A 23,447-nucleotide genomic window follows, 5' to 3' on the forward strand; every position below is an offset into this window, starting at 1 on the left:
GGCTTTTTTTATAGAGATTTTTAGTATCTAATTGGTGATTAGACATATCACTAAGAAAACCCACTCGCAGAGCGAGCGGGCTTGGTGGGAATGCTTGATGGTGTTGTGTGTGACTAGTAGCCGGTGCCGATGATAGGTTTGTCGGGCATCTGAAGTGCGGTGGCTTCGAGGGATGCGACAGGGAAGGCGCAGTAGTCGGCAGAGTAGAAGCCGGCGGGGCGCCCGTTGCCAGATTTGCCGCAGCCGCCGAAGGCGAGCCGTCCTGAAGCGCCAGTGGTTTGGCGGTTCCAATTGACGATACCAGCGCGGATCTTGCTAAAGAAATTGTTGTAGTGTTCCTGGCTATCGCTGAGGAGTGCGGCGGAAAGACCGAAGGATGTTTGGTTTGCTTCTTCGATTGCGGCGTCGAAGTTAGGAACACGTTTGAGTTGCATGAGTGGGCCGAACCATTCCTCGTCGACGGGATCGGTCATGTGTGTAGTATCGATGAGGCCGGGTGAGAGCAGGGCGGGGGAGCCGTCTAACTGATGCATAGACAGAAGTGATCGTGCACCGCGATTGATCATGTTTTGCTGCGTATTCAGTAGTGATTCTGCAGCTTTTTTGTCTATGAGCGTGCCGATGAAGGGCTGGGGTTCGGCATCCCATTTTCCTGCTGTGATCTTACGGATTTGCACGGTGAGTTTTTCGATGAAATCATCGCCTTGTGAGGTTTGCGGGACGATGAGTCTACGTGCGCAGGTGCATCGTTGTCCGGCGGTGATGTAGCCGGAGAGAATAGTCATGTAAACGGCGGCGTCGAGGTCGGCGGTTTCATGGACGATTAGTGGGTTGTTGCCGCCCATTTCGAGCGCGATGATTTTTTCAGGATGGTCGGCGAGCATTTTGTTGATGGCGCGGCCGACGTTGTAGGAGCCGGTGAAGAAGACAGCGTCGATGTTTGGATGAAGTGCGAGCGCTTTGCCTGTAGAGGCATCGCCTTGCGTCATGTTAATGACGCCGGTGGGGAGGTTTGCATTATGCCAGAGCTTGATCATCTCTTGTGCGACAAGTGGTGTTTTTTCGCTTGGTTTTAGGACGATGGTGTTACCAGCAAGTAGAGCAGGGATGATGTGTCCGTTGGGGAGGTGTCCGGGGAGGTTGAAGGGGCCGAAGACGGCGCAGACGCCATAGGGTTTGTAGCGTGTGATGCCGGTGGCATCGCCGACAGGTAGAGATTGTTCGCCTAAGCGCTCATTAGAAGCGTCGAGTGAGAGTTGAACTTTGCCGATCATCGCACCGACTTCTTGATCGGACTCCCAGAGTGGCTTGCCGGTTTCCTGGGCGATGGTACGCGCGAGGTGGAGCCGATTTTCTTCGAGTTGTGTTTTGTAGGTTTGGATGAAAGTGAGGCGAGCATCAATGGAGAGGTCGGCCCATGCCGGGAAGGCGGCGCGTGCGGCGGAAACAGTGCGATCGACTTCGGATTCGGTGGCGTTTTCGCCAGTCCAGATGACGGATTGTTCGTATGGAGCGGTGGAGCTAAAGGTGCTGCCATCGCCGTCAAACCACTGGTTATTGCAATAATGAGTCATGGTTTTAATACTTATTTTATAGGGTTATTGGGGTTGTATCGGGTCTTAACCGGCTGTGGGTTCAGATTCTGCGAGGTTCTTTTTAGGTTGGTTTTGAGGGCGGATGGGTGCGATGCGGACCCAGTCGCCGAGGGAAAGTCCGAGGGCATTGGCTGTTTGTTGATCGATGCCGATGTGCTCGTCGTTTAGGATTTCAATGTAGGCGGATGTGGCGCAGAAGCCTTGCTTGTGGGAGGCGATGATGTAGAGATCATCTCGGTTGGTGGGTGTTGTGAATTTGTCGATGACGGCTTCGGAGGATTCGCGGAGAGTTCTGATTTTGTTGCGTGGGCAGGTGAGGATCGGGCCAGCTTCAAAGATGTCGATGAGGCCGGAGAAAACGAAGCCTTCTTGCTCGAGTAGTCTGAGTGCGGGGCGGGTGTTTTGATGGACGTCGGCGATAACTTCTTGTGCATGCTGTGGGAGTAGTGATGCGTAGATAGGGTGCTTAGGCATGAGTTCGCCGACGAAGGATTTGTCGAAGACGGATTGACGGGAGGCTTCGAGGAAGTCGATGTCGAAGAAGTGTTGGCTGAGCGCGTCATAGAAGGGGGAGTGACCGTTGGCGTCGATGACGCCACGCATGGCAGCGATGATTTCGGGGTCGAAGTGTGTGGGGTGTTCGGACATAAAGAGGAAGCGGGAGAGGGATAGGAGGCGGCCATTGCCGGAGTTGCGATAATTTTCATCAAGGAAGAGTGAGCAGATTTCACATGGGCCGTTATGTTCGGCGTATGGATGGAGTGTGCGGACTTCTTTTTGAATGCCGAGGAGGTTTGACTTATTGACACCAGTTTTAAGTCGGAAGGCGTAGAAGGGCTCGAAGCCGCCAACTTTGGGAACGATGCCGGAGGTGCCAACGATTTTGCGGGTTTCGATATCTTCCATGACGAACATAAACGCTTCGCCGGGGGTAGGTTTGTAGTCAATGCGATCAAAACCGCGGATAGAGTCGTAGAGGCGTTTTTCGAGGTAATCGGGGTCTTTGGTGAGTGAGGTCATGCCGAAATCAGCTTGGCTGACCAGTGCAATGAATTGATCTAGGTCGGAATATTGGATGGGACGGATAATAACCATATGAGCGCAGCCTACATCGATGCCGAGGCATCTGTGGGGTAAAAAGAATGATATGAACCGTGTTCTCGCGTTGCCTGCAGGGGCATGATGGTTCTTTACAATCATTATAATTATACAAGACTGAAAAATGGATTGCACGAGTTTTGGATTGGTGGTCATGATTTCGTACAAGATAATTATTTTGGTACGAAATTCGTATAGAAATGACATGGTGTGGTTTAATGGAACAAAGGGTTGATGTGGTAAGGTGAGGTGTATGTGTTTGATGGTAACTGAAAGAAAAGCAATGAGATTTGAGCCTGAGGCGTTATGCTGGTGTTATCGGTGTAGTTATGGGCGCGTGGGAGGATTGGGGCATAGGGGGCCGATAAACAGATAGATGTTTGGAAGGGTGAGGGCGTGATGCGCGACTGATTGATGCACGAAGGAGCATAATGCTGTCAGAAGGAAGTGGATATGTATGGTGGCGGCCGCTGGTTGGTACGAGCGAAGGTGTGATGTTGTTACTGTTGTTTGTCGCGTGCTTGGGTGTGCTGGTTGTTTTGCTGAGGGGGAGTTACCGCTTGCATCATCGCAAAGTGCGCGGCGAGATGGATGTCGAGCAAGCAAAGAAAGAGAAATCAACCGATGGTGAACGGGCAACAATCACGATTGAGTTCGTGATGGTGTTGCCGGTGTTGTTGTTCATTGTGTTACTACTGGTGCAAGTGATGCAGTTAATGGTGGGGAATCTGTTTGTGCATTACGCGGCTTACAATGCGACACGATGTGCGGTGACGTACTTGCCGGTGGATGCGCGGGAAGCAGGAGGTGGAGATCGGAATTGGATGATGCTCAATCAAGAGTTTCGGAGGCCAAAGTATGATGCGATTAAGCGAGCAGCGGCGATGAGCTTGGTATCCGTGAGTGGGAAGTGGACGGAAGATATGGCGACAGTGGGTGTTGATGTTGACGGGTTTGTGGCGGGTTTAAAAGAGCATTATGAGTTATTGGGGCGGCCGGTACCGGTGTGGGTTGAGCGGATGGCGGGAGAACGATTGCGATACGCAGCGGCTAATACACGTATCGAGATGTTGGAGATGGTCAGTATGGATGAGGAAGGGCGGGTGTTTGAGCTGGTGGAGGATGACTTTTATCAAGCTGGGGTGCGTGAGGCGGTAACAGTGCGTGTGGTGCATCGATTGAATTTATCGGTGCCGTATGTGCGTGGATTGTTTGCAGATGGGCGGTTTGAGGAAGAAGGAGCGGTGGGCGCGTATGCGTTGGTGCAAGCGCATGTGAGTTTGACGAATGAGGGGATTGACCCGGCTTTACCGGAGAGGCCCAGTATTCAACGAAGAAATTATTGGGGTCGTGATTGGGATTATGGTCGGTATTATCCGTGAGCGGCACTGATTGTGATGAAGGCATCTAACGTCTATTTATGAAATTAGATGATGATCGAGGAATGGTGAGCATGAGAAAAGAGCAACGCACGAATATTATGGCAATACGTGGCCGAGAGCGGGAGCGGGGTGTGGTAATTGTGCTGGTGATGTTGGCGCTCGTGTTGTTGGGTGCGATTGTGTTTTATCTGTTCAATACGGGACGGAATTTGCAAGCGAAGGTGGTGACGCAGAATGCAGCAGATGCGGCGGTGACAGCGGGTGCCACTGAAGTGGCGCGGGCGATGAACACGGTGGCAATGAATAATGTAGAGATGACTCGGGTGATTGCCGCAATCAATGTTGAAGATGCGATGCCGCAGGCGATTGATTTTGTGGTGACCCATCCGGGTGAAGAAGATCATGGGCAGCTGAATGTATTGAGTGATGTAATTCGATGGCAGCTTAATCAGGGTGTGAGTCATTATTGGGTGCGAGAGTTGCTTGAGATTATGTATGAGCGTGAGCAGCTTGATGGTGGGGATTACAATATTAGGGCGGATCTTGATCGTTACACCGATTTGGATCATGAGCTTCGTCACAATGCGCTGGAGGTGATTCAGCAAACACATTACGACACGGGTGAGGTGGAGCCAGATCGAAGACGAGGTCGCTACTGGCAAGTGCTTGAATCACTTGATCAGATGAATCAAAAGATCATGCAGGATTTACCGCTACGTGCGCAGACCGCAGCGGTGGAAGCGGCGGAAGCAAACATTCGGGATAGTGTAGATGGGACAGGTGTGCTATTGCCGGTGTGGGAGGAAATGCCTTGGAAACGCGGGGTTTTTGATGATTTTGAACGGCCAGTAAAGAAAGGGATGCTGCCGGGGAACGATAGTAGTCGGGTGATTGTGAGCGATCGGGTGGCGCTCGGTTTGGGACAGGTTGATCATGATGAAGAGCGACGAGGGCCGTGGGATACGGTGTTTGGTTGGCGGGTGATGGACGCGGACCCGGTTTATTTTTCGGGTGGGCTTGGATATTGGCCGCATGCATTGGAGAACTCGGGCCGCACGCCGGAATGGTATCGCACCTTTGGGCCGCGTGAAAGAATGATGCAAATGATCCCGAGTAAGCGATATCATCGGCTGCGGTATTGGGCAGATGTGATCAGTTGGTTGAAAATGGGATATGTTTGGCCGAAAGTGAATGATGACATTTTGTTGGTGAAGCCGGACTGGGAAGCGGATATGCTCAGTGACAATGAGCGGAGTCACGATGGAGACAATGAGTATATTCAGCGGATCTTGAATCCGCAGCCGGACGATGAAGAGAAAGAAATCCGCGAGACGATGTTTGTGGTGTGTGAGGTGAAGTCGAAGGTAGCGGGGAGCCCAAACAATGAATCGATGCGTGGTGTGACGTGGAATTATGTTGATCGGCGGAACACGCCGGTTCCGATTGTGCGTCGTTATCCGGGTTGGGTATGGCCAACGGGTGGCTCGCCGGAGCGTATGTTTGTGAGTCCTGATCCGAAAGATCCTGCACCGATTTGGCGGAAGCTTGGACCATATATGTGGGAGTGGCAGCATGTGATGTATACCGATCCGGATGGACCAGACCGGGGCGGTGATCCTGAGGTTGATTTACCGCCGCTGAGGCAACGGAACGAAGAAGGTGAGTGGGAATATGTCGCGCAGCGATTGTATTACCGTGCGGTGTTTATGTTTGTTGGGGTGAATGTGGGGTTGCCGGTGAAGGTACGTGATCCGTACGCAGGGTTTTCACCGAATGATGAACGATCGCCGGCGCCGATCGGTTTTGATCATGACAAGATTGATGTGAGTGATGAAGCAACACAGGACTCGATGCATTTACTGAGTATCGTGCGGCATCCGAATAAGAGTGCGATCTGGCCAAGCCGATTCGATAAAAATCAATCTTATGATCAACATGTGGGGCTTGCTCAGGCGCGGGTGTTTAACAATCATTCTTTTGACCTGTGGACGCAGATGTGGCATGTGGGGTTGGAGCCGGTGGGAGGAATGAAGGATTGGGTGGATCAATTGGAAGATGAGTTGCCGCAACTTAGGCAGATTCCGGTGGTGCGTGACGAAGGTTTGGAGGAGCTGCTTAAGTACATGCGAAGTGTTGAGCCATTGGAAGATGTGATGCTGCACCATTAGTTATGAGGATGATGATGAAAAATACTTTGGTGGACAACATGGAACGTGAACGATTGCATCGGCAGATGGGGAGTGTGATGGCAGAAGCGGTGATGGTGATGCCGCTCTTGATTGTGGTGTTCGCGCTGTTGGTGTTCTTTGGCTATGGGATGGTCCGGTTTCAGCGTGACTCGATGATGGACCGGTATGAGACGTGGCGGGAAGTGACCGATGGGGAAGGGGTGAACGATGAGGCGGGATTGAATGCGGCTTTTCTCGGTGGGAATGCGGACGCGATCAAGATCCACCGGGAGGATTATTTTCCGGGTGGTGCACGATCGATTTTTGATGCATCACTGGCGGATTTGGAAGACCCATCGCAGGCGGCCTTCATCATGGATGTGGTGGAGAGCTTCCCATCGGGGCGGCAGTTGCATTTCAAAACGATACATCAGGAAGAGGTGCCGATTTTTCATGAAATGGAAAGGCCGAACAGGCACGGGTTTTTGCGGATTGGCAATGAATGGAAGTTTGCGAATGGGCTGCGTTTGGATGGATCGCATGGTTGGGTACCGACATCACCGCGGCTGACACATATCGATACGATTCGTGAGACATACTATGCTGAAATGGATGCGTTTCTTGACCCGATGATAGATGATGGGGTGGAAGGGGCGGATTTGATGCAGCAGTTTTATACGTTTGTACCGGGGTATGGCGGGCCGCACTTAGATTAATATCTATCTAATAGAGGATTAGACAGGGGTGTTGCGTTAAGCAGAGACGAGGAGAGTGAGGAACATCACAATCCAGACCGCGTCAAGGAAGTGCCAGTACATGGTGAGGTATTTGATGGGGCCGTAGTGTTCGTGGTCGTAGCGGTCGAGATAAGCTTCTTTACGGACGACGGCGAGGGGGATGAGGCCACCGATGACGTGTGCGGCGTGGAGGGCGATCAGAAAAACGATGAAGCCGAAGAGCGCGAGCTGTCTGCCGGTCCAAGGGATGTCGGGTGTGGCTGCTGCTGCAAGTGAGTTGTAGTGTTGATCCAGTAATTCGATCATAGCTGGTGTTTGAACGAGGATGAATGCGATGGCAAGGAAGAGGGTGATATTGATCATGCGTTTAAACTGCGGGAGACGTTGGTATTGAACGTGCTTGAGGGCGGCCTGCATAGTTAGAGTGGAGGCGATGAGAATAAATGAAGAAAGCCAAAGTAGGAGAGGCATATGAATGTTGGGGATGTCGGGGTTGACAGTTTCTTTTTGGGGCGAGCCTTCCGCGGTGGTGGTGACGATTTCATAGGGTTGGCGAATCTGGTAATCGAAGATGAGGTAGCCAATCATTGAGGCGACGAAGAGCATGCCGACAGAGATGAGAAAGATGCGCATGCCAAAGATGCCGGTGCGAAGCGGAACGGGTTTGCGGCGGATGTCACGTTGTTGGTTGCCGGTCAGGTTTTGTTTGTCAGGCACGGATCACCTCATGATTCGATTGGGATGTTGTTCACATGGTGTATCTTAGGGGTGGGTGGCGGCGGTTGGCCAGAAGGGGATGTTGCGTAGAGACGTATGATTTGTCCAATAAGAAAGCTCACGGTAATCATCCGCGAGCTTGTGGTTTTTTGTGGGTTGTGCGATATAAGGCGGCTTAATGAGTGGGGGTTTCGGCAGCATTGTGGTCGGTATTGATTGGGACAGCGATATCGTCAACAGATTGAGGTTCGAGGGTGTCGACAATGTAGGGTCGGTCATAGAACTTTTGGTATTCAAGTGAGTCTTTGAGGGCGAAGCCGATGAAAAGACTCACGAAAACGAAGGAGCACGCGAGGACGAGGCCGTTGAAGGGGGCATCCCATCGCAGGTGCATGAAGTAGAGCGCGACGAGGATGGCTTTTGCAGCGGCGACGCCGAGTGCGATCCAGATGTTAAGGCCGCCGAGGTCGACTTTGGTGACGCCGACGGTGAGCGCGGTGAGGATCAGCAATGCGATGAAGACTGCAAAGAGGATTCGTAGTGGGACTGCGTGTGGTCCGTCGTGGTTGTGGTCGTGTTCTGACATATTGATTGCCTCGGTGAAGAGGGTGAAAGTTTGGGGGGTTGAAGGATGGTCTAAGCGCTGGTTAGTGGATGAGGTAGAGCAAGGGGAAGAGGAAGATCCAGATGAGGTCGACGATGTGCCAGTAGAGGCCGATGAGGTCGACGCGGGTATAGTTGCGTGGGTTGTAGATGCCTTTGATGGATCCGACAAAGAGCCAGAAGATCAAAGCCATACCAACGAGGACGTGGATGCCATGCAGGCCGGTCATGAGGTAGTAGATCTGGAAGAACTGAGAAACCAGCGAGCGTTGGCGAGGGGTGAGGTCTTCAAACTGCACGGGCTGTTTGGTGGGATGTTCGTAGGCTTCCGCATCACCTGCAACTTGCGCAAAAGTGGCGGAGAGACCGGCAGGAGCGCTAGAGGCGCTGGTAATGTTTGAAACTTCCGCGGTTGCGTCGGCATGTGTTTGCGTCTCGGCAGCATGCTCATCGAGTTGGTCGGTAGCTACGGCATCAGCGACTTGTGCTTCAGCATGTTCATCGCCCTCGGCGGGTGGGGTCGCAGCATGTGCTTTGCCATATTCAACAGCGTGTTCGAGTTCGCCGGGATTTTTGTAATTGTCAGACTTGAAATAGAAAGCGTTGGTGTCGCCGATCCAGAGTGCGTGTTGGTATTTAGAGGTGTACTCGACGGTTTTGATGCCCATGAAGCCGACACCACCGAGGAGTGTGAGGAAGAGCATGACGGTGAGGAGCCATTTTTGTCCGAGCTGCGCACAGCGGACTGCCCATGCCATGGTGAGTGAAGAAGCGAGGAGAACAACGGTGTTGGTTGCGCCAAGGGTGGTGTCGAGGAAATGGTGCGCGTAGAGGAAGACTTCGGGGTGTGTACCGCGGTAGACAGCGTATGCACAGAAGAGCCCACCGAACATGAGGACCTCGGTTGCGAGGAAAGCCCACATGCCGAGCTTGGCAGAGCTGTACTGCTGCAGGGGCGAATCAAAATGATGCGCCAAGTAAGGATCGTGATGTTCGTCAGCGTGCGCCATGGTCAATCTCATCTTTAGTCTGGCTTGGCAGGGGAGGGCGGCGATGGAAACAGGATTGATCTTGTTTCCGTGACGGTTGCCTGACGGGTCGCTCCTCGTGCGTGGGCCATGAACGTCAATGTTTCAGTTTTGAAGATCAGTAGCCGGCGTTAACCAGCGACTGATGAATTTTGTTTTATCGCCTTAGCTATCGGTGCGGGCGATGGCGTCTTTTTCTTCGGGTTCGTCAGCTTCGTTTAGAACGTAGCCGGCGATGGCTTCGTTATACCGCCAATGAGTGAAGTCATAAGGATCGGTGGTTGGCGGTGCGTGATCGAAGTTGGCGTGCGGAGGGGGAGAGATCGTGTGCCATTCGAGGGTGTTTGCACCCCATGGATTGGCGGGAGCTTGGCGACCCTTGCGGAGCGAGTAGATCCACACGAAGAGGACGACGAAGAGTCCGATGGCGAGGAGGTATGATCCGCCGGTGGAGGCATGATGCCAGATGCGGAATTCAGGGTTGTAGGTTGCGTAGCGGCGTGGCATCCCGAGTGCGCCCATGATGAACTGGACGAAGAATGTGATGTTGAAGCCAGCGAAGACGAGGAACCATCCAATACGTCCCCATTTTTCGGAGTACATTCTGCCGAACATTTTCGGCCACCAGTAGTGCATGCCTGCGAGGAATGCGAAGAGGGTGGAGCCGACCATGACGTAGTGGAAGTGGGCTACGATGAAGTAGGTGTCGTGGATGTGCAGGTTCACGGAAAGTGTTGCACAGTAGACACCAGTGAGGCCACCAATGGTGAATAGCCAGATGAAACCGATGGCGTAGAGCATGGGTGTGTCGAGCCGTATGGAGCCTTTATACATGGTAGTAAGCCAGTTAAAGACTTTAATCGCGGATGGGATGGCGACGGTCATGGTAATGATGGAGAAGACGCCGTTAAGCAGTGCGGACTGTCCGGAGGTGAACATGTGGTGCCCCCAGACAAGGAAGCCGAGGATGGCGATGGCCATGGATGAGCAGGCAATGAAGGCGTAGCCGAAGATATGCTTGCGGCTGAAGACGGAGATCACTTCGGAAGCAATACCCATCGCAGGCAGGATCATGATGTAGACAGCAGGGTGCGAGTAGAACCAGAAGAAGTGCTGGTAGAGCACGGGGTCGCCGCCCATTTCGGGGTTGAAGATGCCGACGCCAAAAACTCGCTCTGCGATGAGCAGGAGAAGTGTGATGGCGAGGACGGGTGTGGCAAGGATCTGAATGACCGCAGTTGCATAGAGCGCCCAAAGCATGAGCGGCATACGGAACCAGTTCATTCCCTTGGGACGTAGTAAATGGATCGAAGCAATGAAGTTCACTGCGGTGAGAATGGAGGAGAAGCCGAGTACAAATGCGCCGGCGGTTGCGGCGATCACGGCAGTGTTAGATTCGAGAGAGTAGGGTGTGTAGAAGGTCCAGCCAGTGTCGAGGCCACCGCCGCCCCATTCCGCGAAGAGTGATGGGATGAGGATGTTAAGGATGCCTTTGAGCAAGACCCAGAGGAAGAAGATGGCACCGCCGATGTAGCAGTACCACGATCCAAGGTTGAGTCGAGGAAAAGCAACATCTTTCGCACCAAGCATCAGTGGTAAAACGAAGTTACCGATGATGGCTGGAATGGCGGGGATGATGAAGAGGAAGACCATGACCGCACCGTGGATGGTGAAGGACTGGTTGTAAAAATCATTGTTGGTGGCGAGTTTGCCATTCAGTTTGGCTTCAGCATCCGTACGTGCAGCGATCAGTGCTTCAGCAGTGACGAGATTGCCGGTGTTGCCTTTGGCATTGAGTTTGAATGCTTCGAGTTTTTCTTTGATCTGATCGTCGGTAAGTGAAGGGCCGACGTACTTGCCATTTTCGTCGTACTGGTTTTCGGATTGATTGAGGAGAATACCGCTGGTCGTGGATTCCGGTGCATCAGGAGCGACCATCATGAGCAGATCGTCAGGGACGGTCATGTCTTGCGCCGCAACAATGGCTTGGATGTTGTCGCGGGTCATTTCGGGGTAGTTGCCGACGTTTGCGATGGGCATGGCCAGCATGGTCCGCAGGACGACGGCAAAGAGTCCGCCGACCAGGAAGAAGGTCAATACGCAGATCATGTACATGATGCCGATGCGCTTATGATCCAGCGTGAACAACCAACTGAAGATCCCTTTGGAGTGGGTCAGGTAGTTATCGTTGTGCTCGTCGTCGACGGGCTTGCCGAAAATATCGGTGGGTCTCTCTTTTGTAGCCGACATTGCGGTTCCTCAAATCATGCTTCGTCTGACCTGCAGGTTTTACGGATGCGTGAACGAGATCGATCACGTGCGGGTCAGGTTTATGTCTTGCTTTGCAGGGGGGTACGTTGGACTGACTGCAAAGGCTGTGTTTTCAAAAGCTGTCATGCGGTGTTAACCGGGTGACAGCGGTGGTTTGTTTTTACTCAGTCGCGGGAGCTTCAACGGTGTTTTCGCTTGCGCCTTCTTCAGCGGGCTCACCTTCTGGCTGATATTTGTCGCTGAGTGATTTGATGTAGGCGATGATCGCGGTGATCTCGTCTTGCTTCAAACGGTTGGCAGGCATGATGGGCTGATAGCCGACGATGCCGTGGCTGTTGGGTTGACTGATAGCTTGGTAAAGGAAGTTGTCGTCGGCGATTTCAGTGGTACCGTTCTTGAGGCTTTGCGGGTAGCCGAAGAGATCCTTGAAGGTTGGCCCGCCATTGGCGATGGCGGAGCCGTTGATGGAGTGGCAAGCGTTACAGCCATTCCTTCTGTAGAGTTTTTCGCCGTACTGAGGAAGGGTAAGGCCTGCCGCAGGATTGGATGCCTCTTCAAGCCACTTGTTAAAGCTTTCCTGTGTGTGCACGACAACTTTGGTGGTCATGCGTGAGTGGTCGCGGCCGCAGTACTCGGCACAGAACAGATCATATTCGCCGGGATTTTCAGCGGTAATTCCGTTGCGATCACCTTTAACTTCGAACCATGTTTCGTTGTACCGGCCAGGCACGACGTCTTTCTTGGTACGGAAAGCAGGAACATAGAAGGAGTGAATCACGTCAACAGATTCGAGGATCAGTTTAATTGGACGGTCGGCAGGCACGTGAAGGACATCAGAGTTCGCGCCGTTGGGATAGGTAAAAATCCAGCTCCACTTCTTGGCTGTGACGAGGACTTCATAGCTGTTGGAAGGGGGGGTGGCCATGCCGACAAAACCGCGGAACCCCCAGACAAAAATCATCAGCACAATGATGAGTGGGATGATGGTCCATGTGACTTCAAGCGCGGTGTTGTGTGTGTGCGCGTGGGGTTGGTCGTCAGGTGTCTGGCGGCGATACTTGATGATGAAGAAGATCATCGCGCCGGCGATCAGCACGGTGAAGAACACACTGACCCAGGTGATGACGTTCCAAAGCCAGTCGACTTCACCGGCATAGGTGGAGACGGGGGCCGGCATGGAGATGCCTTTTGTTGCTGTTTGTGCAAGGATGCTGATCATCTTTGTTACTCTTAATCTTGCGCGTTTTTAAGGCCTCAAGCATCGCCCGAAGGCTGCTCCTGACGCCGCTTGTGAAACTCTCTTAATAGCAGGATACCGATTACCGCTGCCACGATAAGCATCGTGACATAGCCCGCGGTCCGCATAATCCAAGTGACGGCCAGCGTATATTTGCCAGCGTGGTTGTTGTACTGAAAGCATACGTTCACGAGGTAATCCAGCGCACTGCCGACCGAGCCGTTGGAAGATTCCATCAATGCGGATTTGAGCTGGAACGGTTCGTAGTTGTAGCCAGCGAGATACCGTGTGATTTTTCCTTCAGGAGAAAGGAATGTGATCGCCGCGGGGTGTGCGAACTGCTTTTCACTTTCGATCCATCGGAAATTGAATCCGACCGCATCGGTGAGCTTGTGAATGTTCTCCTCGTTGCCGGTGAGGAAGACCCAGCCATCTCCGGCGATGTCATCACGTTCAAGGACGCTGAGCGTGCTATCTTTCTTGGCCGCAGCAAGTGCAGGCGTTTCGTTGTGATCGAAGCTGAGTGTGATGATGCGATACTGATCGCCGGGCGCCCAGTTGAAATCTTTGACGCCTGTGGATAAACCTTGCAAGAGTAACCCGCAAAGCATGGGGCATTCGTAGTAGGCCAGATTCAGGATGACTGGCTTGCCATCGGCGAAGTAATCACGAAGCGGGACAGTTTTGCCCGAAGCATTGACGAAGTTTAGATCGAGCGGGATGGTGTCGCCAAGTTTTTCGTTAAGCGTTGCTTCTTCAAATTCTTTGGGGAGTTGAGATTTGAGTGGCACGGTGCCCGAGTTGGAGTAATACCCTTGCGCAAAAGCTGAAGATTGACCGGCCAAACAGACAACCAGAGCAAGCACGGTAATGAGCTTGCTTGGGCATAATCCGAATTGGCGAAGCAATGTGTTCTTCATTTCAGCGGTTTAGGACTCCAGATTTACAATCAGTTTTTTTACTTCTTGCGGTTACGTTCCACGACTATTTTCATCGCATTGTCGATTGGGATGGCATATAAGCCTTCCTGACGATTGACAGCACGGTACTGCGTGATGTTGGCTGTTTGTTGTGTACGCAGATTATCCAGTTCAGTGTTCACAACATTAATTTTGCGATCTTGTTGAACGTAATTGATTTCGGTTTGCAACCACGCGGTCATGCCAACGAAGATGATCAACACCAGAAGGACGCCAGCAATCACAATGGTGATCAGTGCGCCAACATAGGTGTCGCGGTTTTCAATTTTTGCTTGTTCAAGTTCAGCGGACATATCGGGTTCTCGCTAAAAGTTCGGTTTAGGGCAGGGGGTTAGATGTTGTGGAAACCGAGTGAATCGTTGAGGCGTGGGTCTTTGACTGGGACTGGTGCGTGTTTGCCAAAGTTGCGGAGCGCGACACCAAGGACGAGGCCGAACATGCCGATGGCAGTACCGATTTCGATTGGGCCAAGGACCACGTGATGCTCATCGAAGATCGGCATGATAAACCACCAGATATCGATGTAGTTCATGACCAGCAGCCACACCGCCCAGAAGGCGAGGACTTTGGCGTTACGCTTGACGTGTCTGGAGAGCAGCCCGACGAACGGGATCAGCAGTTTGCATGCGACAAGGATGAAGAACACGGTGGTCCAGCCGGTGATTTTTTCGGGGACCATGGTTGCACCGTGAATTTCGTACCAGATGGTTTCTTCCGGAAGGTTGCCGTACCAGATCAACATGTACTGACTGAAAGCGATGTAGCCCCAGAAAAACACGAAGGCAAACAGCAGCTTCCCCAGATCATGCATATGTTCTTTGTTGACTGAGACAAGTACACCCATTTTGTGAGCTATCATGATGAAAACAATCATCATCGCCATGGCAGCCATGAATGCGCCGGCAAAATAGTACACCCCAAGAATAGTGCTGAACCAAAGCGGCTCAAGACTCATCAAAATATCAATCGAAGCGAAGGTGATCGTGAGCGCGAACATCAGCGTGTTGATCGGTGACCACCCTTCCATCTTGTTAGTCAGCGTATGGTCGCCGGTTTCGTCTTGCTTGGTACTCTTACGCCAGTAGAAACGTGCGCCAAGAATCCAGATCGCAAAGAACACCGCCCAGCGAACAATAAAGAAGGTCGGGTTTAGATATGCACGTTTGGCGAGCATCATGCTTGGGTTTAGAGGGGCTTCGTCGTGGCCCTCGGCTTCTTTAGCATGTGCACCAGCTTCAGCGCCTGCAGTATTGGCGACGGTTTGCAATGTGACGTCATTATGTTCAGTCACGGCGGCATGGCCACCAGCTGCGGCTTCATGCCAGACGGATGCAGGCACCGCCCACGGGAATAGATCGCCTTGTTGGCTGGCGACAAAACCTGCGATTGGTAGGAACAAGATCAATAGAAGCGGCAAAGTATTCGCAATTGATTCCGCAGGACGGCGCACAACCACGCTCCAGCCTGCGCGGAACAAGTGAGTCAGGATCAAAAACGCCAACGCTCCTAGCGCGATGCTTAGCACGTAAGCAAAGCTCGCCAAGTAGGCGAACTTGAACTCACGCCATCCGCTTTCAGACATGGCTGCAAAGACGACCGCGACCACAAGACCGATCACACCAAGGGCAATCCATATGTTTGCCGCTTTGTTTGCTTTCGAGCCGATCGGTTCGGCGTCGATTGGGCTCAGATATTCACCGTGCTCAGCCACAGTTCTGCTCCATCACTTTCGCTTACTGGCAACGAAACACGTTCGTTGCGAATCATTCGTACCTCTTGCTTTACTCGCAGGTGACACATGGTGTTGTCATCACTACTTGTTGCTTGAGGTCAATCCCAGCAGGCCGATTTACCAGACTGCTGAACAATTGCTGGCTCTCGCGTGGTCGCCAGCCCCAAATCCCCGTCCCATTCCCCGAGCGGTTCAGCGATCTCCAACGCCAAACCGTCTCGTTGTTTTATTCAGGCAGGTTGCCCAGCTCGCTGACCGGGACATCCTTTTCGGTCGCACGTTGACTTAGTTGCAACGCACGAACATAAGCTACGATCGCCCAGCGGTCTTCCACCGTGATCTGGTCACCATAGCCTTTCATGTTGCGGATACCATTGGCAATGGTGTTGTACAGACGACCGTTGGGATAAGCTGTTTCACCATATTTAAGTTGACCTGTGGTCGGATCAAGGTCCAGCAAGTTGGAGGCTGCGACCCAGGTCGTAGTGCTGCCATCAAGGCCTGCCAACATGGTTGCGCGTTCATTCACCGCACCGCCGCCGAGACCATCAATACCGTGGCATGGTGTGCAGAAGGTGGCAAACTGATTTTGGCCGCGCTTCACAAAAACAAGATCGACATCCACGCGCTCAGGATAGCCGTCGTAATACTTTGGCAATGAAGGACCGCCTGCCTCTGTCGGTTCTGCAAGTTCTGGACGACCATTTGCATCAGTTTCATATCCGAGCGAGAAGTGGTCGTCGCCGATGATTTGATCACGTGACACAGTGCCCGCCGGGTTCAGCCGCATTGAGCGTTGGTCGGCAAAAATTGGATTCACACGCTGCGCATCAAATCGCGGCTGCACATACATGTCTTGGAAGATACGGATGGCGGGTTCTTTTGAGGTGACGGTGCGGCCTCTGGCAATAAACGCCAACGGAACCCAGCTCGCCACGACACTGACCACAATGATCGCAATCATCCAGAACGGCATCCGTGGCAGGTACATATCTTCAATCAAATTTTGGATCAGCTTTTTCACGCTTCCAGATCCTTGCTTCTATTCAGCAGATTAATCGACGACTTCTTCGATGGCCGTCGCACCAAGCTCACGCAAAAACGCTTCGGTTTTTTCGCGGTCAAACTGTTCATCCTTGTGGTCGATTCCAATGAAGAATCGATCGTCGGTTGCGCGGGCAAACCGATCAATCTTGAACAGCGGGTTGTACAACATCGGCAAGCGGTTCAGCAGGAACATCCCAAAGACCGCAGTGTATGCAGCAAACATAATCGTGAGTTCAAAGATCACCGGTATGAAGGCCGGGAGACTATTAAACGGCTTGCCCGAAATGATGAACGGGTAGCCAATGACTTCCGAGCCAGGCATAAATGGGATCTTAACGTCGGTTGACATAGCGAAGATCGTGAGAACGATCCCGACGGTGAAGCCGGTGATGCCCATGCCGAGGACCAGCCAAGGCAGAATCGTCGGTTTGATCCCCATTGCAGGGTCGATGCCGTGGATCGGAAACGGGGAGTAAACATCCCAACGCTTGAAGCCCGCATCACGGGTCTTCTTGGCTGCGTTCATGATCACATCGACGTCATCAAACTCGCCGATGAGTCCGACCACGCGCGCGGGTGGCGTTTCTTTTGGTTTGTGTGCGGTGTCGTTGCTCATATCTCTGACTCGATCACCCGGGTTTGTCGCAAACCCTTTGCTAGCCGACTGAACATTCAGTCGAGAATCTATTTCCTGTAGCACGTTTGTGTGCTACACATCACTTTCAAATGCATCTGACCCAAGCTTTCGCTCAGAAGATGCGATCTCCCTCTCCCGCCATTTCCCCGTCTTCCTACACAGGCGTGTCCGAAAACACACACGTCTTTGACAGGCGATTGTCTAACCATCGCTTAGGCGTCCGGTTGGTAGTCCGAACGGCCTTCTGATCCCATCGATTCACCGCCCGGGCCGCTGTGGGCATGTGCTTCTGGCATCACAGATTTAATTTCCGCCATCGCACAGGTCGGCAAGAATTTCAGGAATAGCAGGAACATCGTGAAGAACAAGCCAAACGAACCGATGAACATCCAAATGTCGACCCATGTCGGCACGAACAAGTCCCAGCTCGACGGTAGGTAGTCGCGCACCAAACTGGTGACGATGATGACGAAACGTTCAAACCACATGCCAACGTTCACACACATCGCGGCGAACATGATCGTCCACACGTTGTTGCGAGCCCACTTGAACCAGAGGATCTGCGGCCCGATACAGTTGCAGAACACCATCAAGAAGAAGTAGGTCTTGTATGGTCCGAACGCACGGTTCTGGAACGCGAATACTTCCCAGCTCACCGCGCCGTACCAAGCAATGAAGAATTCAATGGCGTACGCGTAAGACACAATCATGCCAGTGCCGAGCATGACCTTCGCCATGTTCTGCACGTGTCGCCAAGTGATGATGTCTTCGAGGCCAAACATCTTTCGGCAGGGCACAGCGAGTGTGATCACCATTGCAAATCCGCCATAGATCGCACCCGCTACAAAGTACGGCGGGAAGATCGTTGTGTGCCAACCTGGAAGCTGTGCTACCGCAAAGTCGAACGACACAACCGAGTGAACAGAAAGAACCAGCGGTGTCGCCAGTGCGGCAAGCAGCAGGTATGCTTTTTCAAAACGGTGCCAGTGACGGCTTGAACCTGTCCACCCTAGCGAAACCACGCTGTAGCCAATCTTGGCGACGACATTTTTTGCACGGTCACGTAGTGTTGCAAAGTCAGGAACCATGCCCGTGTACCAGAACAAGGTAGAGACAGTGGCATACGTACCGACCGCGAACACGTCCCAAAGCAGCGGACTTCTAAACTGTGGCCACATGTCCATCTGGTTCGGAATCGGGAACAGCCAATACGCCAGCCAAGGACGGCCGACGTGGATACCGGGGAAAGTTGCCGCGCACATGACCGCAAAGATCGTCATCGCTTCTGCAAAACGATTGATGCCGGTACGCCAATTTTGGCGGAAGAGGAACAAGACTGCGGAGATCAATGTTCCCGCGTGGCCGATGCCGACCCAGAAGACGAAGTTGACGATGGGGAAGCCCCATGCCGCCGGCTGGTTGTTCCCCCAAATGCCGGTTCCGGTCACGATCAGATAACCGATGAGTCCGCCGAAGATGGCGAGCAGCAGGTTGGAGAACATAAACGCGCCCCACCACCAGATGGTAGGCCAGCCGTGGGTGAGTCCATCGACCATCTCTGTAACGTCGTGAAAATTCCGCCCGCCGGTGACCAGCGGCGCGCGCTCACGTGGATCGGTGCTCACGTTCTTTTCGTACGACTCATGTGCGCTTGTTGAGATCGATGACATTGAATCTCAGGCCTCGTATTAGTCTTTTGCCGTGCCACTCAGGGCAGGGCGGTTCTCGTTTCGTTTATCCCGCTGGTCTTGAGAACTTCTCAGATCAGCTCGTGAAGGATGAACTTTTGCAAGCTCACACCTCAAAGTTTTACTTTCATCCCCTGAATCAAACAGCTTTGAATCACTGCGATCTGCGTTAACCGATCGCAGCCTATTGTTCCTAGTTAGTGCACGTTTTCTGGTGCAGCATGTCCACCCGCAGCTTCACTTGCATCGCCGGGTTGTGGATTGCGAATCTTCGCCATGTACTGCGTACGTGGTCGTGTGTTCAAGTCGGTGAGCACGCCATATGTTCGTGGCTCGCTCATGTTCTTGGTCACCTGCGACTGTTTGTTCAGCAAGTTGCCAAACACGATCGCATCTGTTGGACAGACTTGTTGGCAGGCGGTTTGGATCGCATCGACGGCAACCGTCGGTTTACCTGGTGCTTTTGGATCATCATTGGTGATGCCCTGCGCCCATGCGTTCTTCGTGTCGATCTTCTCACGAGTGATACGCTGCGTGCAGTACGTGCATTTTTCCATCACGCCACGCATCCGAACCGTCACGTCTGGGTTGAACATCATCTTCTTGATTTCGTTGACGGTGTCGTTCTGTTGCTGATCTGGCATGTTCAGCCAAGGCTTGGCCATCCCGCGCGGATTCTTCGAATGGTAATCAAAATAGTTGAATCGGCGAACTTTGTATGGACAGTTGTTTGAGCAGTACCGCGTGCCGATGCAGCGGTTGTAGATCATCGTATTGAGGCCTTCACTGTCGTGAACCGTTGCAGCCACAGGACACACCTGTTCACACGGTGCGTTTTCGCAGTGCTGACACATCATCGGCATGTGCGCGATTTCCGGATTCTCTGCATCAGGATCAGTCTTTGGATCGGTCTTGAAGTAACGGTCCGTTCGGATCCAGTGCATCTCGCGATGCATCAGCACCTGATCCTTACCTGCCACTGGAATATTGTTCTCCGCCTGACACGCAATCACACAGGCGTTGCAACCCATGCACTTGTTCATGTCAACGGTCATGCCCCATGCATGTGTGTCGGTAAAGTTTACCGGCACGTTCGATCCCCACACACCCTGCTTATCCTTCTCATAGCTTGGCGAGCCATCGTTATTTGTCGTCGGCGGCTCCCATAACTGCAACGGCACATTACCAAAGTGATTCAACTCGTGGCTGTTCGCAAAGTTCGGGTTTGATTCGTAACCGTCAACTGTTGACTCGCGGATGATCGCAGCACTTTGATGCTTCGTGCCGACACGTTCCCGCTTACCCTTCATGCCGATCGCATCGAGCATGTAGTGGTTCTGCGTGAGTGCGAGTGCGTGTATGTCTGAAGTTGCGGTAATGTTGGCAGCAGCAAAGTGCATTGCTGCGCTGGTCCGCAAGGGATATACATTCACGCCGACATCGTTGCCGATACTCAGTGTCGCTTTTGCTTTTTCTTGACGCCCATAACCGAGTGCGACCGAGATGGTCCCCTTCGCTTGACCTGGCATGCGATATGCCGGCAATAGCACTGACTTCCCGCCAACCTCAACCTTGAGCAATTGCCCATCAGTATGAATGCCTAACGTTTTTGAATCTGCAACACTGATCACCGCAGCATTGTCCCACGTGATCTTGCTCATTGGTTCCGGCAATTCCTGCAACCAGCCGCTATTCGCATACCGGCCGTCCAACAGGTTCTTGCTCGAAACAAAATTGATTTCAAATTTTCCGCTAGGTGTTGACGGAACAGATGCAGATGCTTTCGCGGTTACATTTTCAACAGTAAACTCACTGCCCGCGATCGTTCCCTTGTGCAGCATCGTCTGCCATGGCACCACCGGCAAACTCGCATCTAACCAACCATTAGATACAGCCGATTCACGCACAATGCTGTAGCCATCCTTGTGCTTGTAATCGCCCACGATCGCAAGCAATTCAATCACGCTGCGACCATCAAACAGCGGCTCAATCAGTGGCTGCTGCACGCTAACTAGGCCATTCCACGCACGACCGTCACCCCACGACTCAAGATAAGTTGCACGCGGTAACTGCCATTCGCACAATGCACTAGTTTCATTGCGATACACGCTTAGGTGCACCGGGTTTTTCACTTTTTCAAGACCAGCCGCGAAATCAATATCAGCCGGTGCGTCATAAACAGGATTGCCGCCAAGGATCAACAGCGTTTGCACGCTGCCCTTGCTCATGCGATCCGTTAACGTGCGGAGTTGGCCGACGTTGTCACCCGCATTGGGTTCCTGCACATAGCTGACCGTCTTGCCGACGTTGCCGAGCTTGTCATTGATCGCATGCACAAGTGCGTGTACTTCGGCTGGCTGCGATTCGCCCGCGACCAGCAAGCACTCACCCGCATGTTCGCTCAAGTCCTTCGCAAGCTTCCGAACAAAATCAGTCTCACCATTCAGTGATACACTTGCACCACCGCTTTGCACATGAAACAGGTCCGCCAAACCTTTGGCAATCCCTGCGATCTTCCCGCTCTTCACCGGCAAGCGATAATCTGCCACCGAACCGAACTGCGTAAAGCCCGATTCAATCGCGTAGCCACGGTTGCTTGTCTTGTGGTTTTTCTTATCCACCCCGTCACGTGCCGCGGCCCATTGCTTTGCATGTCGTAGTGCGCCCGGCATCTCCCAGATTAGATCTGCATCTAGCGTTGCAATGACCTTCGCTTTAGAAAGGTCATACACCGGACGCACCGCTTTCCCGAACGCTAGTTTCGTGCCAGCAATCGAGTTGTCGCGGTTCACCGCTTCATATGTGTACCACTGTGCTTTCGGATACTTCTTCAAAAGTTCGCTGTGCATCATCGCCACAGCCGGGCTGTCTGATGCTTCGCTCAATATTGCAAGGTCGCTGCCGTCCGCGCTGATGTTTTGGCCAATGCGTCCTTCAAATTGTCCCCATGTGCTGCGACGACCTTCACCCTTCCCGGTGAAAACCCATCGGGTGCGCTGCGGATCATATTGTTCCAGCACGCTTGCTTGCGTGAAGACATCCGTCGCGCCAAGCGAAAACGGATGAAGCTCATTACCTTCAATCTTAATGGGGCGGCCATCAAAAGCCGTTACAACCACACCCTGTGCGATGCCCTGACGTTCAACGGTTGAAGCATAGTACTGTAACCCGCCCGGCGTCCGATTTACAGGACGTGCTGCAAACGGAGCAAGCTTCTCCTCAGGCAACCGCCGACAACCGCTGAGTGACAAGCCCGCCAAAGACATGCTTGCCGCCATCAATTGCACAAATCGCCGCCGACTCATCGACAGCACTTCGTCTGGCTCATACCCGCCTGCAAACTCTTGCGACAACTGCTCACGCAGTTCCGGTGAATCTGCAAGCTCCTCCAAGCTTCGCCAATAACGCGCCCCCGTTGGCTCCTCATGCTCGTTCTGCAAAGCTTTATCCTGATGTTGATCTTTTATCTGTGACACGTTGAGCAGCTCGTCATATAGGCTTTGTTGTGAATCTGATATTTCTTCACCAGCTCCTCACCGATGCGAAGCTGTGCTTCCTCTTCCGTTTCATTCCCCTGAACCGCCGGCTTCCATGCCAAGTTCGTCACTTCCTCGACAGGACGCAGATGCTTTTCTGGAGCACGGTGACAATCCAAGCACCAACTCATGCTGAGCGGTTTCACCTGCTCCACAACTTCCATCTTGTCCACACGGCCGTGACAACTCACACAACTCACGCCTTTGTTCACGTGAGCCGAGTGATTGAAGTACACATAATCCGCCAGATCGTGAACCTTGATCCATTCCACTGGTTTGCCAGTTGCATAGCTGTCATATACTGGGGCTAGCTTTACGCTACCCTTCTTCACGCCGTTGACGTTGGGCTGATTACTATGACAGTTCATGCATGTGCTGGTCGGAGGGATCGCTGCGAATGCAGCTTTGTCTACCGTCGTATGACAGTATTTACAATCAATGCCAAGCTCGCCCACGTGTAGTTCGTGGCTGTACGGGACCGGCTGCTCGGGTGCATAGCCAACATTCAAGGTTTTCGCTGAAAACCCATAGTTCACAATCACCGGTGCATAAAGAGCACCCCCAACAGCACCAATCACCAGCAAAGGAAGCAGGTAATTCACCCATCGGGGAAACATAAATCGTTGGTTTTGGTTCTTTTCTGGCATGCCCTACCAGCCGAGTTGTAACAGCATTGCGGCAAGGCAATCCTGTGACTGATCAAATGATGTAACGACTTCTAACTAATCGCGCTTGACATGGTTGCGCTCCGTGTTGGGCGCAGAGGATAACGTGAAATCTTCTGCCTGACAATGCGCATAAACGTAACCGATCATCCCTTGATCGCCGTCAACACGACCATGTATCGCTTCCATAACAACGATGCCTATGTGTAGATCATCTTGTTTTGGAAACAGCAATACACAAAATCCCCTGTCAATCGCGTTAAACCCCAATTTTATGAGTTACTTGCATGAGATTTGATTCTGGTTTTCAACTCTCATTAAGCAAC

General features: G+C 52.6%; 18 protein-coding genes. 3 read left to right on the forward strand and 15 right to left on the reverse strand.

Features of this window, described 5'->3' with window-relative positions; genetic code table 11:
* Nucleotides 1-113 precede the first annotated feature (113 nt).
* On the reverse strand, nucleotides 114-1,574 hold the full coding sequence (gene astD / locus ACQ6WK_RS01830; protein WP_432799037.1) for a succinylglutamate-semialdehyde dehydrogenase: 1,461 nt from the start codon (nucleotides 1,572-1,574) through the stop codon (nucleotides 114-116).
* Between the two features lie 45 nt (nucleotides 1,575-1,619).
* The gene (locus ACQ6WK_RS01835; RefSeq protein ID WP_432799038.1) at nucleotides 1,620-2,690 is read right to left on the reverse strand and encodes an arginine N-succinyltransferase; all 1,071 of its coding nucleotides are present in this window, start codon (nucleotides 2,688-2,690) and stop codon (nucleotides 1,620-1,622) included.
* A 434-nt stretch (nucleotides 2,691-3,124) separates the two neighbouring features.
* On the opposite strand from ACQ6WK_RS01835, the gene ACQ6WK_RS01840 reads away from it, so the two are divergent.
* From ACQ6WK_RS01840 to ACQ6WK_RS01850, 3 genes are all read left to right on the forward strand, one after another.
* On the forward strand, nucleotides 3,125-4,075 hold the full coding sequence (locus tag ACQ6WK_RS01840; protein ID WP_432799039.1) for a TadE/TadG family type IV pilus assembly protein: 951 nt from the start codon (nucleotides 3,125-3,127) through the stop codon (nucleotides 4,073-4,075).
* Between the two features lie 71 nt (nucleotides 4,076-4,146).
* Complete coding sequence (locus tag ACQ6WK_RS01845; RefSeq protein WP_432799040.1) at nucleotides 4,147-6,243, forward strand: pilus assembly protein TadG-related protein; 2,097 nt, start codon at nucleotides 4,147-4,149, stop codon at nucleotides 6,241-6,243.
* A gap of 14 nt (nucleotides 6,244-6,257) precedes the next feature.
* Nucleotides 6,258-6,959 carry a hypothetical protein gene (locus ACQ6WK_RS01850; RefSeq protein WP_432799041.1) on the forward strand — a complete coding sequence of 234 codons (702 nt, stop codon included), beginning with the start codon at nucleotides 6,258-6,260 and terminating at the stop codon, nucleotides 6,957-6,959.
* A gap of 36 nt (nucleotides 6,960-6,995) precedes the next feature.
* On the opposite strand, the gene ACQ6WK_RS01855 is transcribed toward ACQ6WK_RS01850, so the two are convergent.
* From ACQ6WK_RS01855 to ACQ6WK_RS01915, 13 genes are all read right to left on the reverse strand, one after another.
* The gene (locus ACQ6WK_RS01855) at nucleotides 6,996-7,697 is read right to left on the reverse strand and encodes a cytochrome c oxidase subunit 3 (protein WP_432799042.1); all 702 of its coding nucleotides are present in this window, start codon (nucleotides 7,695-7,697) and stop codon (nucleotides 6,996-6,998) included.
* Nucleotides 7,698-7,872: 175 nt separating this feature from the next.
* Nucleotides 7,873-8,283 (reverse strand): cytochrome C oxidase subunit IV family protein, encoded by a 411-nt coding sequence (locus ACQ6WK_RS01860; RefSeq protein ID WP_432799043.1) that lies wholly within the window; start codon nucleotides 8,281-8,283, stop codon nucleotides 7,873-7,875.
* 61 nt (nucleotides 8,284-8,344) lie between these two features.
* Complete coding sequence (locus tag ACQ6WK_RS01865; RefSeq protein WP_432799044.1) at nucleotides 8,345-9,310, reverse strand: cytochrome c oxidase subunit 3; 966 nt, start codon at nucleotides 9,308-9,310, stop codon at nucleotides 8,345-8,347.
* A gap of 183 nt (nucleotides 9,311-9,493) precedes the next feature.
* On the reverse strand, nucleotides 9,494-11,152 hold the full coding sequence (locus ACQ6WK_RS01870; RefSeq protein ID WP_432800363.1) for a cytochrome c oxidase subunit I: 1,659 nt from the start codon (nucleotides 11,150-11,152) through the stop codon (nucleotides 9,494-9,496).
* 607 nt (nucleotides 11,153-11,759) lie between these two features.
* Nucleotides 11,760-12,818 (reverse strand): cytochrome c oxidase subunit II, encoded by a 1,059-nt coding sequence (gene coxB, locus ACQ6WK_RS01875; RefSeq protein ID WP_432799045.1) that lies wholly within the window; start codon nucleotides 12,816-12,818, stop codon nucleotides 11,760-11,762.
* Nucleotides 12,819-12,853: 35 nt separating this feature from the next.
* Nucleotides 12,854-13,756 carry an SCO family protein gene (locus ACQ6WK_RS01880; protein WP_432799046.1) on the reverse strand — a complete coding sequence of 301 codons (903 nt, stop codon included), beginning with the start codon at nucleotides 13,754-13,756 and terminating at the stop codon, nucleotides 12,854-12,856.
* A gap of 38 nt (nucleotides 13,757-13,794) precedes the next feature.
* Complete coding sequence (locus tag ACQ6WK_RS01885) at nucleotides 13,795-14,109, reverse strand: hypothetical protein (protein WP_432799047.1); 315 nt, start codon at nucleotides 14,107-14,109, stop codon at nucleotides 13,795-13,797.
* Between the two features lie 38 nt (nucleotides 14,110-14,147).
* The gene (locus ACQ6WK_RS01890; RefSeq protein ID WP_432799048.1) at nucleotides 14,148-15,527 is read right to left on the reverse strand and encodes a quinol:cytochrome C oxidoreductase; all 1,380 of its coding nucleotides are present in this window, start codon (nucleotides 15,525-15,527) and stop codon (nucleotides 14,148-14,150) included.
* Nucleotides 15,528-15,774: 247 nt separating this feature from the next.
* Nucleotides 15,775-16,572: a c-type cytochrome gene (locus tag ACQ6WK_RS01895; RefSeq protein WP_432799049.1), complete on the reverse strand. Its 798-nt coding sequence runs from the start codon at nucleotides 16,570-16,572 to the stop codon at nucleotides 15,775-15,777.
* Nucleotides 16,573-16,602: 30 nt separating this feature from the next.
* Entirely contained in the window at nucleotides 16,603-17,211 is a 609-nt protein-coding gene (locus tag ACQ6WK_RS01900) for a DUF3341 domain-containing protein (protein ID WP_432799050.1), read from the reverse strand.
* 233 nt (nucleotides 17,212-17,444) lie between these two features.
* Entirely contained in the window at nucleotides 17,445-18,902 is a 1,458-nt protein-coding gene (nrfD, locus tag ACQ6WK_RS01905; protein ID WP_432799051.1) for an NrfD/PsrC family molybdoenzyme membrane anchor subunit, read from the reverse strand.
* Between the two features lie 215 nt (nucleotides 18,903-19,117).
* A complete protein-coding gene (locus tag ACQ6WK_RS01910; protein ID WP_432799052.1) occupies nucleotides 19,118-22,396 on the reverse strand; it encodes a TAT-variant-translocated molybdopterin oxidoreductase in 3,279 nt (1,092 codons plus the stop codon).
* A complete protein-coding gene (locus tag ACQ6WK_RS01915; RefSeq protein ID WP_432799053.1) occupies nucleotides 22,384-23,103 on the reverse strand; it encodes a cytochrome c3 family protein in 720 nt (239 codons plus the stop codon). The genes ACQ6WK_RS01910 and ACQ6WK_RS01915 overlap by 13 nt, the downstream gene beginning before the upstream one ends.
* Between the last annotated feature and the right edge of the window lie 344 nt (nucleotides 23,104-23,447).

It is taken from the genome of Poriferisphaera sp. WC338 (assembly GCF_050931845.1).
Taxonomy (GTDB): Bacteria; Planctomycetota; Phycisphaerae; order Phycisphaerales; family Phycisphaeraceae; genus Poriferisphaera.